Source organism: Chryseobacterium sp. MEBOG06 (genome assembly GCF_021869765.1).
Classification (GTDB): domain Bacteria; phylum Bacteroidota; class Bacteroidia; order Flavobacteriales; family Weeksellaceae; genus Chryseobacterium.
In genome coordinates, this window is sequence record NZ_CP084580.1 from 1821185 (window position 1) to 1832927 (window position 11743).

Here is an 11743-nt window from a genome sequence, read left to right on the forward strand (position 1 = left end):
AAAGCTATTTTGTTTTGATTTTTGTAATTTTAAGCAAAAATTTACACGTGAAAAAGTTAATAGCAGCAGTTTGCATTTCAGTTTCAACATTCAGTTTTGCACAGGACTATTCTGTACCCGCAGTAAGTCCGCGTCAGAAGGTAGAACAGCAGTTTTCTATGTCTAAGATTTCCATCGACTATGGTAGACCAGGAGTAAAAGGGCGTAAGATTTTCGGAGAACTTGTTCCTTACGGTCAGGTTTGGAGAGCCGGAGCGAACTCATCTACAAAAATTACATTCGGACAGGCGGTTAGCTTTGGTGGAAAAACAGTGGCACCAGGAACTTATGGTTTGTTCATTGTTCCAACTGAAAAAGAATGGAAAATAATTTTAAATAAAGATTTCCAGCAGTGGGGAGCTTATACTTATGATCCTAAACAGGATGTGGTAGATGTTACTGTACCTGTTAACCCATTAACGGATAAGCAGGAATGGTTCGAGATTACCCTTAATCCTACAGATGAAAACTCAGGTAACTTAGTGATCAAATGGGATATGGCACAGGCAGAAATTCCGTTGAAGCCATCAAAATTAGATACTGTAATTAAGATTTCTGATAAGTTGAAAGAAATCAAGAAAATAGAATCAGACTCTAACAAAAAAGGCTAACAATGAATTTTTCTGTTCAACCTGTTTTAGAGAATGAAGAATATCAATTAATCCCCTTACAGCAAGGGGATTTTGAATCTTTATATGAAGTAGCTTCCGATCCTAAAGTATGGGAACAGCATCCCAATAAAGATCGTTATCAGAGAGAAGTTTTTGAGAATTTTTTCAGAGGAGCGATAGAGAGTGGCGGTGCTTTTAAAATTATTGAGAAAGCTACAGGAGATATATTGGGAAGCAGCCGCTATTATGACTTTGATAAAGAGGATAATCATATTTTTATAGGTTATACTTTCTATGGAACAAAGTCATGGGGAAAGGGAATCAACCCGCAGATTAAAAAACTGATGCTGGATTATATTTTCCAGTTTGTAGATAAGGTTCACTTTCATATCGGAAAAGAAAATTTCCGTTCCCAGACAGCATTAGAAAGATTGGGCGGTAAAAAAATAGCTGAAGAAGAAGTGGCTTATTTTGCAGAGCCTACAAGAACCAATTTTGTTTATGAAATCACAAAAGAAGATTGGGTATGAAAAAATATAAAATTCAACAGTCTCCCTTTGTAGTACCCACTACAGACGGAAAACTTATCGAAGAACATTGGGGGAATTCTACAGGGAATTCTAATGTTTCAATTGCTCATATGGTAGCACCTCCGGATTGGAGCGAGCCTCACCAGACTCCTGAATTTGATGAATTTACTTATATCATTTCAGGAAAAAAACAATTTGAAATTGATGGTGAAAACGTAATATTGGAAAAAGGACAGAGTATTCTTATTGAAAAAGGAGCCCGGATCCGTTACAGTAATCCGTTTTCTGAACCCTGCGAATACCTTGCTATCTGTCTGCCTGCCTTTTCTATGGAACTGGTGAACAGGGAAGTGGAAGGTGTAGATTAAGAAGGTAAAAGGTAAATTTTCGGATTTGCTTTTTTAATAATTTTTTGTAAAGTATACAACAGATATTTGCCGGACAAAATGCTTTGAGACCTTTGCTCAAAGCATTTTTTATTAAACCACAAAGGTGGTACAAAAATTTTTGTATTTCCTTAAACTTTCTAAAGTGTAAAAAAGTGTTTAAAAAAGAAAACCTTTTGTGACTAAGTTTAAACATTCCTATAGATAATTCACAGATTATAATCCACAAATTTCTACAGCCCGAAATTATTTTGTATGTTCGCGCGCTTAAATTTATTAAGAATACTTTTTAAAATACTATGAAAAACAAATTATCGACTGTGCTATTACTAGGCATTGCGCTTTCTGCTACTTCTTGTGCAACCATCTTTACAGGTTCTAAAGACAAAATATCTTTCAACTCAAGCCCTGAAGGAGCTAAAGTATTGCATAAAGGAATTGAAAAATGTGTTACGCCTTGTATTGCCGAAATTCCAAGATCGTTGAGCAAACAGACCGTTACATTAGAAAAAGAAGGGTTTGTAAGCAAGGAATTCAAACTTACTAAAACCTTTAATGCAGTGACCTTGTTAAATATCCTTTTTGGCGGGGCTATTGGGGTTGGAATTGATGCTGCTACAGGTTCTCTGACGAAGTATTCACCAAAGAAATACGATGTTGAGCTTGAAGCTAAACCGTAACAGACCCATCATAAAAATACAAAAAAGGCAAATTCGCGATCAGCGGGTTTGCCTTTTTTTATGAGTTGTTATTTTAAAATTTCTTTCAGAAACATCAGCGTGTGATTCCATGCTCTTTTAGCCATTACCTCATTATAATCCGGTGATTTCGGATCGGTAAAAGTATGCTTAGAGTGGGCATAGGTGATAATCTGCCAGTCTGCATTACCTTCATTCATTTCTTTGATGAGGTTTTCATAATCCTGTGGAGTGACACTTTTATCATCAGCAGGATTTTCTACAAGAATTTTTGCCGTTAATGCTTCATTCTTTCTGTTCTGATCCCTCGCGAGACTTCCGTGGATAGAAACAACGCCCGCTACAGGTAGGTGGCCTCTTGCCGATTCTAAAGCTCCGGTACCTCCAAAGCAGTATCCAATGACCGCAGTTTTGTCAGAGATCGCTCCGTTTTTTTTAAGCTGTTCCAGCGCCAAAGAAATCCTTTTTTGGTATTCCTGAAAATTTTGCTTGTAGTAGCCTGAGCTTTTTGCAGCCGACTCATTATCAGCCGGAAGCTTGCCTTCACCATAAATGTCAGCGATAAAAGCGATATATCCTTGTTTTTCAAGTTCAAGAGCTGCTGTTTTTGCTTCCTCATCAATTCCTTTCCAGGCCGGAAGTATCAGAACACCCGGAAGTTTTTTCCCTGCATTAGAAGTCACCAGGCCGTTCAGCTTTTGGGAGCCGTCCTGATAGGAAACAGTTTTAAGTTTTTGACTGAAAAGACTTCCTGAAGCCATAATCATTGTGGTTAATAAGATTGAACGTATCATATTTTGCTTTGTAAAGTTTATTAAGTAATCTTCAACTAAATTAATCAAAATAACTCATAATTATAGTGAAAGACCGCTGTAAATTCTAATCACCCGAATTGTATTCCTAAATGAGTTAATTCCTCCTCCAAATTAGTTTCAGGAGTAATATGAATGGTGATAAATCCTAAAGTTTTTGCCATTTCAATATTCTTGGGATTGTCATCAATGAAAACAGACTCCTCAGCCTTTATATTGTATCTTTCCAGTAAAATATGCCATATTCTCGGATCAGGTTTGATTAGTTTCTCAGTTCCGGAAACTACAATTTTATCATCAAAAATCTGGAAGAAATCATAGTTTTCCAAAGCGTAAGGAAATGTTTCTTCAGACCAGTTGGTCAGTCCGAACAGATGATATTTCGTGTTTTTTAGTTTTCTTAATACTTCTACGTTTTGAGGAATATCACTTTTCAGCATCACGGTCCAGTTATCGTAATAAGCTTTGATTTCCTTTTCCCATTCCGGGAACTTCTTTACCTGAATTTCCGTTCCTTCAGAAAGACTTCTTCCTCTGTCCTGTTCTTCATTCCATTCAGACTGGGCAATATGTTCAAGAAAGTATTCCATTTTTTCATCATCATTGAAATAGTCTTTAAAAAAATATCTCGGATTCCAATCCATCAGTACGCCTCCGAAATCGAATATAATGTTCTTAATGTTCATATTTTAAATTATGTTTTAAAATTAGGTAATTTTTACCCGATCCTTGTGCTTTGTGTATTAACATAAAATTTAAACCAGATTAATTTTTTATAATTGACCAGTATTAAAGATGATATGAATGAAATTGTTTCTTTCGAAGTTTTAGCATAAGCTACAAAGTTGAAGTTTTGTTTAAAGTAAAATTTTTGAATAAAAAAAACCGGAAGAAATCTTCCGGCTCATTATATTGTTCTATCCATGATGCCCGTCATGGTGATCGTTGTGATTGTCATCACGGTGATTATTAAACCTTCTATCATGAGGCATTTGTGGTCTGTCATGATGATTTCTGTAATCATTGTCATATTTCAACCTTGGATTCTGTCCCTGATAATAGCGTGAAGAAAATTTTTTGTACTGTGCGGGAGTCATTATTCTTTCCATAGCATAGTAGCGGTCTGTATACCATCTGTTGGGTGCTTTACCATAAACACGATTCCAGGAGTTGTAATCCGGGTAACGATTATTCAATAATGTTAGCTGATTTATCTGATTGTTGTTTAATCCAAGAAAAATAGCAACCTGTCCCCAATTAATAGAGGAAACACTTCCTCTGTAATCATTGTAATAACTCTGTGAAAAGCCTAATGTGAATACACCAAGGGCTGCCACAATTAATAACTTTTTCATAATTAAAATTGTATTTTAAAACTAAGTATAGAATACCCAAAAGCATACCGTTTCAGTTTGTTTTAAGATACATTTATGATTTAGCTCAGCTTTGCTTTTTTATTGAGGCTTGTAAAACTGATACTGCCCATTTTCATAATAGGCATTAATGTGCTGCAATCCGTTGGTAAGGATGATTTCTCTGGCCCCGATAATGGAGTTATATCTGGCGGTCTGTTCAAATGTTTTTTCTGTTAATTTGATTTGCGGGGCCTTACATTCAATTAGAATTACGGGCTCTGTTTTCTCAGTAACCAGAAGATCTATACGTTTGGTAAGGCCATTCAGCACAATCTTTTTTTCGGTGATAAGTGCCGATGCAGAATAGGATTTTACAGTAAGATAATAGTGTACCCAGTGCTGTCTGACCCATTCCTCAGGAGTGAGCAGAAGATAAGTTTTACGAACCAAATCATAAATAAAAAACTTATCTTTGTCTTTCTTGAATTTAAAATCAAAAGTTTCCTGAAAATTCAGTTTTGGAAGTTCCATTAATAAGATGAAAGAATTAGATTTAATCCTCAAAAATATTAAAAATAAAGAAGTTTTACCTATTTATTTTTTCCATGGAGAAGAAGCCTACTTTATTGATGTTGCCGTAAAAGCCCTTGAGCATAACTTTTTGGAGGAAGATGAAAAGGCTTTTAACCAAACGGTTACCTATGGCAAAGATACTTCTTATCAGGAAGTTCTTTCTTTGGCCAGACAGTTCCCGATGATGGGGGATAAGCAGGTTATTATCGTCAAAGAAGCCCAGGACTTAAGATTCAATGAAGAGGAAAACAGAATTCTTGAATCCTATGTAGAAAATCCTGTGCCTTCCACAGTATTGGTTTTTGCCCACAAGCATAAGAAACTGGACAGCAGAAAAAAGGCGGCCAAAGCTTTAGAAAAAACAAAGGCTCTTTTCCTTAGCGAATCGGTAAAGGAAAATAACCTTCCAAAATGGATTGCCGATGAATGTATAGCCCTGAAAATAAAAACAGCACCCAATATTTCACACCTTCTGGCAGAATATCTTGGAAACGATCTGTCCAGAATTGCGAATGAGCTGAATAAACTGAAAATTATCCTTAAAGAAGGTGATATCCTCGACGGAACTATCATTGAGAATCATATAGGTATCAGTAAAGAATACAATATTTTTGAGCTGCAGAAAGCATTAGGAACAAAAAATGCCAATACAGCCTTTAAGATCGCCCACTTTATGGGTAAGAATCCAAAGAATAATCCGTTTGTAATGATGCTGGCAAGCCTTTACAATTACTTTTCCAATGTCATTATCTATCAGACGATGGCAGGACAGCCTCCGCAGACTATTGCCTCCCAAATGGGGGTAAATCCTTATTTTATCAAAGATTATGCGGAAAGCGCAAGACTTTATCCCTTAAAACACGCCACAAGAGTTATTTCTATCTTAAGAGAATTTGATATGAAAGGAAAAGGACTTGGAGCAGTGAATATGGGAGAGGCAGAGCTGATCAAAGAACTGGTGTATAAGATCATTAACGTAGATAAGATTAAGATGAAGGTGTAGGGAGTTGAAATGGAAAGATGAAAATCAGAAATGAATAATGAGGAGTTGGCAACTGAAGTCGGAACGTGAAGAATTCATGGATATATGACAGGAAATACACAATTTAATTTTCAACTCATAACTTTCACTTTTCCATTCCGGGCTCAATTGAGTATTCGCATATCTCTTATTGACAAGTATCATTAAAATAACTTTAAAGAGACGGTAAAAATTCCGAAATTAGCAGTCTTAATTTAATTAAATCTTTTCGAACAAGTAAATTATGGAGCAAAACATTTTAGATTGTGTGATCGTTGGATCTGGGCCTTCTGGCTTTACCGCTGCTATCTATGCAGCAAGAGCAGACTTAAAACCTGAATTGTATACAGGTTTGGAGCCGGGCGGACAATTAACAACCACTACAGAAGTTGATAACTTTCCAGGATATCCAGCAGGAATTACAGGTCCTGAAATGATGATGGATCTGCAAAAACAGGCAGAAAGATTTGAGACTAAAGTGCATTATGAAATGATCACTAAAGCTGAATTCTCTAAAGAAGTGGGCGGTGTTCACAAGTTATATGCAGGAAATAAAGAGATCCTTGCCAAATCAGTTATTATTTCTACAGGAGCTACTGCAAAGTATTTAGGTCTAGAGGATGAGAAAAAATATTCAGGAGGAGGAGTTTCCGCTTGCGCTACTTGTGACGGATTCTTCTACAGAGGAAAAGATGTAGTAGTAGTAGGAGCAGGAGATACAGCGGCTGAAGAAGCTACTTATCTTTCAAAACTATGCAGAAAGGTAACAATGTTGGTAAGAAAGGATGTTTTCAGAGCATCAAAAGCGATGATCCACAGGGTAGAAAACACACCGAATATTGAAGTGAAATTCAACCATGAGCTAATAGCTATTGAAGGTGAAAACAGTTTGGTAGAAAGAGCTGTGATTATCAATAACCAGACTCAGGAAACTTCTAAAGTAGAAGTAGAAGGAATCTTCATCGCAATTGGTCACAAACCGAATACAGATATCTTCGTGGGCCAGGTAGATCTTGATGAAAACGGATATATCCTGACTGAAAAAGGATCTACAAGAACGAATCTTCCGGGAGTATTTGCGGCAGGTGATGTTCAGGATCATATCTACAGACAGGCTATTACTGCTGCAGGAAGCGGATGTATGGCTGCAATGGATGCTGAGAAATATTTAGCTGAGTTACACTAGTATAATTGAGCTTATAACATACAAAGCGTACCCAAGTGGGTACGCTTTTTTATTTCTGCTCTATACCTTTTGAGAACATGAAAATCAATGATTCTCAGTAATTGATAGTTATAATTATCTTGCAGATCAGACAGTTTGCTTTTTAATAGTATGAGTGTTTTTACCTGTTCTGATAATATTCATCAAAAAATCAATTCAAATCGTGAAATAGGTAGCCGAAACATTAATATATTTGTGAAATTGCAAAACGATCTTAATTTGCAGGCAAGAAACTATAAACTTAACAAAAACGAATAAAAAATGAAAAGAGTAACGGCTATAGGAGGAATCTTCTTTAAATGTAAAGAACCCGAACAAGTAAATGAATGGTATAAAACACATCTTGGAGTGGAAACAAGTCCATATGGTGCCAAATTCGACTGGAAAGAAGTGGATTCCGATAAAAAAGGCTATACGCTTTGGAGCCCTTTTAAAGAATCTACCCAATATTTTGAGCCTTCCTCAAAGGAATTTATGATCAATTATCATGTGGATAATATCGAGGCTCTGGTAGAAGAGTTAAAAAAGGAAGGGGTTACTATACTGGATGAGGTGGCAAGCTATGAATATGGTAAGTTTGTACATATTATGGATCCCGAAGGAAATAAAATTGAATTGTTCGAGCCGGCAGCAGAGTAGGCTTCCGCTGACTTATCTGAAATCCCTCCAGCCTCCCATTTAAATGGTGAGAAGGGTTTTAATAAGTATAAATATGATCTGTAAAAAACAAAAAATGGCTTCCATCAGAAGCCATTTTTAGTATATTTGGTGTTGTTTTTAATCCAGAATGTAGATTTTCTTTTCTTTAAGATTGAACCCAAGCTTTTTGCCCAACCAGTTGATGCTTGTTTTGCCTTCATAGATCAATCCTTCTACAAAGAAGACGTTGGGCTTTTCAACTGTTGCATAAGAGTTAGAAACAGATGCAATATTTCCTTTGTAAAACTTATTGATAACGTCAGGATTAAATTCGCTTTTCTTTTCTACAAGCTGAAGATCCTCCTTTTTGATACCCAGTGTTTTCATAAGGCTTTCACCCAGCCAGAATGAATCATTACCGGCTCCGGAATCTAAAAGAACATTTATCTTATATTTATTGTTTAGAAGCACATAGGTAGTAATATCCAGAGATTGGTCTGCATTGGTAGAGAGCTGAATGTCCATTACCTTCTTACTGCTCAGTTTTTCGGTGGGAAACACAAGTTCCTTTTTTGTGAAATCTATGATAAATTCCGTGTCATAAAGCATAGGCAGAGAAATTAAACCGTCAATTCCTTTAATCTCCATATCATGGGTGGCATACCATATATCTTTAAATTTTTTACCATTAAAAAGAATTTCTTTTGATTTAAATATCGGAACGATTATTTTTTCTCCGGTCGCACGAAAAGCAGTCAGAAAATTATAAGATTCCTTTGGCTCCAGATTTTTGGTGAAGTTTCTCAGGAACAGGTTGATTCCGCCTCCGGTGTCAAAGATAAAGTTTCCTTTTTTACCTTCTACTTCAGCTTCTACAATCAGGTGGCCGGAAGGGATTATCATTAAGGGTGTCTTTTGTGCAAAAATGCCTGCAGAATAGAGAAATACGGAGGCCGTAACCACTACTTTTTTAATAAAAGATTGAGTAAACATCTGAAAATATAGTTATAGTTTTTAGTTCTGTATTGTTCATGAATGAACATTGCAAAGATATGATATTCCTTTGTAGGAATGGAGAGAAAATTCATAGGTAATCGGATTCCGGCGCGAGAGAAGAAGTTATTGATCTCTTGAATGAAAAAACTGAAGCCATTTCCCTTTCTTACTGAGATTTTCAATAGCGGGTTTTATGTATTTTAGAAATATGATCATTTTTTTATTGGAAGCCGTTTCGTATCTGAATAAAAATGTTGTAGAGTTACACAGAGATTTTCGAGAATTCATCAGCTATCTACCGATGTTTTGTCCTGAAGTAGGGCATTGAAAAGATTTTAAGTAAAAATAATTACATTGATTTATAGGCTATTATTAAGTATTGTTAAAATTTGTTTTAGAAAAGTTTTGAAGAAATTAAAAATCGTTCTATATTTGCACCACTGAAAACAACGGTACTACCGGAGTTTAAGGAGAGATGGCAGAGTGGTCGATTGCGATAGTCTTGAAAACTATTGACTGTAACAGGTCCGGGGGTTCGAATCCCTCTCTCTCCGCAGAAAAAAGCCTTGAATCATTTGATTCAAGGCTTTTTTTATTTTCAGATGTCACGTACTGGAGTTAAATGGGATCAGGTGCAAAAGCTGGATCAGTCTCAAAAGTTGGGGGCTACGCAAAAAGTTTGGTTGATCTGAATAAAAAAAATAGATCTGTCCTAGAAATTCTGGAAGTAAGAATTTAAGAAGGTTGTAATCGCTTAGCATAAGACAAAGATACAATCACTAAACATTCCCCCCAACTTTTGAGACTGATCCATTTTATTGAGATCATTATACTTTTTCATATGTTCTAAGAAATTTGTGAATACCCGCAGGATGATTTGCTGGTATTATTCGAATACCGCTGTGTATCTAATCTGCTGGATAAAGTTTCGAGAATTGGTTCGCTATCATTTGTTCTATATCCTAAATTATTTCGCTATCTATTGAAGTTTTTTTATTAACTATCTCTATTGTGTAATAAATAGTTATCTTAGAGACAAATTTAACGAAATACGGATATAGGCGTTTTTTTACAAATTTCTTACGTTTTTTGTTTCGTGAATAATAATTTCAGGCATCCTTTTGTGCAAGTAGAAATCAAAAAATTAATTTTAAAAAAACTATGAATTCAACAGAAGTAATCAATAATACAAAATGGTTTCCTAAATTTTCATTATCATTCTTAGCAATTGTTGGTGCCATAAATACGGCTCTTTTTATAATTTCACCTCTTTTACCGTATAAATTGTCAAAGTTTATACTCCCCGCAGGACTTTTCACATTAGGATTAGCTATATTATTCTCAATTTGTTTTTCTTTTTATTGGCACAAAAAAGAAAATAACAGGACTTTTAATTCTATAAAATATATTTCCGGGCTTTCAATATTATTACGCTATTGGATTGCATTTCTATTATTAGACTTTGGATTTCAAAAAATATTTGAAGTTAATTTTAATTATTCATATCATATAAATGATTCTTTATCAGGCGCGTTGACAGGTCAGGAATTAACTTGGAAATATTATGGATTTTCTTACGGACTTGCTGTAATTTTGGCATTTTTTCAAATAATTGGTAGTATTCTTTTGTTATTTAAACGTACCCTTTTACTAGGCATTACCATACTTTTGCCTGTAATGCTGAACATTGTTTTGATCAATATTTTTTATAATATTGGACCAATTACATTATTTACATCTATTCTCATAACATTAGGCTTGATCAATTTATTTTTACAGCAAAGAGTAAATATAATAAACTTCTTTAATCAGCATAAAAACAGACTTCCGTCCATTGGGAATCATTTTTTACGCTCAATAGCTCGTGTATTATGTATTCTAATTCCCTTGTTGTTTGTTATTTACTATAATTATGACGTCCATCTTTCAAAAAAATATTTTGGAAAATGGAAAGTCACATCGATGACACGTAATGGAAAATTGGTTAAAGAGAATGAATGGCAGCAAGATCCTATGGCTTGGAAAACAATCTATATTGAAGAAAGAGGAAAAATGTATTACTGCCCGAATCCATATATGTATGTGGATAGTACTGCATTATTTATGAAATATCATCATGATGATAAAGGGCAGAATTTTAAGGTTATATCTTATGAAAAAATTCCGAGTAAACCTGATACAATTCCTGTTCAAATTAATAATTTTAGAAATAAATCAATGCAATGGAACATGGTTTTATACAAGGACACGATTCAAATGGAGTTAAAGAGAGAAAATTTTTAGCAAAAGCCATGTCTAACAGGTGCTTAGCGAGATTGTGAATTTTGTTAATACTTCATATTTGCATTTCGCAAGAAATTTTGCCTTTAACAGAAAATAAGAAATTCCAAACTTCTCAACCATTCCAGGTGCCGGGAAGTTAGGGGAAAACGTAACAACTATTTTTAAAAAAACTAGTTGAATAACATACGCTTTATCTTTCAAATCATGACCAAACAGAATTCAACAAAGTTATTCTGTAAACCCGCTTACGGTTGCCTTTCCAATCTTCCCCTTTCCTAAGGAGAATACTCTTTACGTCAGTTAAAAGGATTAAAATTGATTTTTTTTAAGAGTAAAGTGAGTAATACTTTCTATCCGGATTAATTTTTTTTTGTTTAGCCCAAAACTTTTGAGGCTGATTTGTTTAATATTCTGCTCTGCGAAAAAAAATAATTATTTCGCGGGATGCAGGAAAAAACTAAGGCTTGGAATTTATAATCTGAGCCTTTTTTAATACCAGATGAAAATAGTTTGATAGGTATCTGTAATTTCAATATATATGGTACAGATCTACTGCAACTACAGAATGGAGAGGT

Annotated in this window: 13 protein-coding genes and 1 tRNA gene; 9 read left to right on the forward strand and 5 right to left on the reverse strand. The window is 34.9% G+C overall.

Going from position 1 to position 11743, the window contains the following annotated elements; genetic code table 11:
- Positions 1–47: 47 nt before the first annotated feature.
- The 4 genes from LF887_RS08390 to LF887_RS08405 all read left to right on the forward strand — a co-directional run bounded on the left by LF887_RS08390 (position 48) and on the right by LF887_RS08405 (position 2246).
- The gene (locus LF887_RS08390) at positions 48–650 is read left to right on the forward strand and encodes a DUF2911 domain-containing protein (protein ID WP_236858643.1); all 603 of its coding nucleotides are present in this window, start codon (positions 48–50) and stop codon (positions 648–650) included.
- Positions 651–652: 2 nt separating this feature from the next.
- On the forward strand, positions 653–1180 hold the full coding sequence (locus tag LF887_RS08395) for a GNAT family N-acetyltransferase (protein ID WP_236858644.1): 528 nt from the start codon (positions 653–655) through the stop codon (positions 1178–1180).
- Positions 1177–1548, forward strand: a complete 372-nt coding sequence (locus LF887_RS08400) for a cupin domain-containing protein (protein ID WP_236858646.1) — start codon at positions 1177–1179, stop codon at positions 1546–1548. Before LF887_RS08395 ends, LF887_RS08400 begins: the two co-directional genes overlap by 4 nt.
- 317 nt (positions 1549–1865) lie before the next feature.
- Positions 1866–2246: a PEGA domain-containing protein gene (locus tag LF887_RS08405; protein ID WP_236858648.1), complete on the forward strand. Its 381-nt coding sequence runs from the start codon at positions 1866–1868 to the stop codon at positions 2244–2246.
- A 68-nt stretch (positions 2247–2314) separates the two neighbouring features.
- On the opposite strand, the gene LF887_RS08410 is transcribed toward LF887_RS08405, so the two are convergent.
- From LF887_RS08410 to LF887_RS08425, 4 genes are all read right to left on the reverse strand, one after another.
- The gene (locus LF887_RS08410) at positions 2315–3058 is read right to left on the reverse strand and encodes a dienelactone hydrolase family protein (protein WP_236858650.1); all 744 of its coding nucleotides are present in this window, start codon (positions 3056–3058) and stop codon (positions 2315–2317) included.
- Positions 3059–3147: 89 nt separating this feature from the next.
- Positions 3148–3762 (reverse strand): HAD family hydrolase, encoded by a 615-nt coding sequence (locus tag LF887_RS08415; protein WP_236858652.1) that lies wholly within the window; start codon positions 3760–3762, stop codon positions 3148–3150.
- A gap of 231 nt (positions 3763–3993) precedes the next feature.
- Entirely contained in the window at positions 3994–4431 is a 438-nt protein-coding gene (locus tag LF887_RS08420) for a hypothetical protein (protein ID WP_236858654.1), read from the reverse strand.
- A gap of 99 nt (positions 4432–4530) precedes the next feature.
- A complete protein-coding gene (locus LF887_RS08425) occupies positions 4531–4962 on the reverse strand; it encodes a type I restriction enzyme HsdR N-terminal domain-containing protein (RefSeq protein WP_236858656.1) in 432 nt (143 codons plus the stop codon).
- A gap of 7 nt (positions 4963–4969) precedes the next feature.
- On the opposite strand from LF887_RS08425, the gene holA reads away from it, so the two are divergent.
- The 3 genes from holA to LF887_RS08440 all read left to right on the forward strand — a co-directional run bounded on the left by holA (position 4970) and on the right by LF887_RS08440 (position 7889).
- Positions 4970–6007 carry a DNA polymerase III subunit delta gene (gene holA, locus LF887_RS08430; protein ID WP_236858666.1) on the forward strand — a complete coding sequence of 346 codons (1038 nt, stop codon included), beginning with the start codon at positions 4970–4972 and terminating at the stop codon, positions 6005–6007.
- Positions 6008–6269: 262 nt separating this feature from the next.
- On the forward strand, positions 6270–7211 hold the full coding sequence (gene trxB, locus LF887_RS08435) for a thioredoxin-disulfide reductase (RefSeq protein ID WP_236858668.1): 942 nt from the start codon (positions 6270–6272) through the stop codon (positions 7209–7211).
- A 300-nt stretch (positions 7212–7511) separates the two neighbouring features.
- Positions 7512–7889 carry a VOC family protein gene (locus LF887_RS08440; protein WP_236858670.1) on the forward strand — a complete coding sequence of 126 codons (378 nt, stop codon included), beginning with the start codon at positions 7512–7514 and terminating at the stop codon, positions 7887–7889.
- 138 nt (positions 7890–8027) lie between these two features.
- Here the strand turns inward: LF887_RS08440 and LF887_RS08445 are convergent, their stop codons facing one another.
- Entirely contained in the window at positions 8028–8882 is an 855-nt protein-coding gene (locus LF887_RS08445) for a hypothetical protein (RefSeq protein WP_236858673.1), read from the reverse strand.
- A gap of 472 nt (positions 8883–9354) precedes the next feature.
- On the opposite strand from LF887_RS08445, the gene LF887_RS08450 reads away from it, so the two are divergent.
- Both LF887_RS08450 and LF887_RS08455 read left to right on the forward strand, forming a co-directional pair.
- Positions 9355–9439: transfer RNA gene (locus LF887_RS08450), tRNA-Ser, on the forward strand.
- Between the two features lie 607 nt (positions 9440–10046).
- Entirely contained in the window at positions 10047–11168 is a 1122-nt protein-coding gene (locus LF887_RS08455; RefSeq protein WP_236858675.1) for a hypothetical protein, read from the forward strand.
- The last annotated feature ends 575 nt before the right edge of the window (positions 11169–11743 follow it).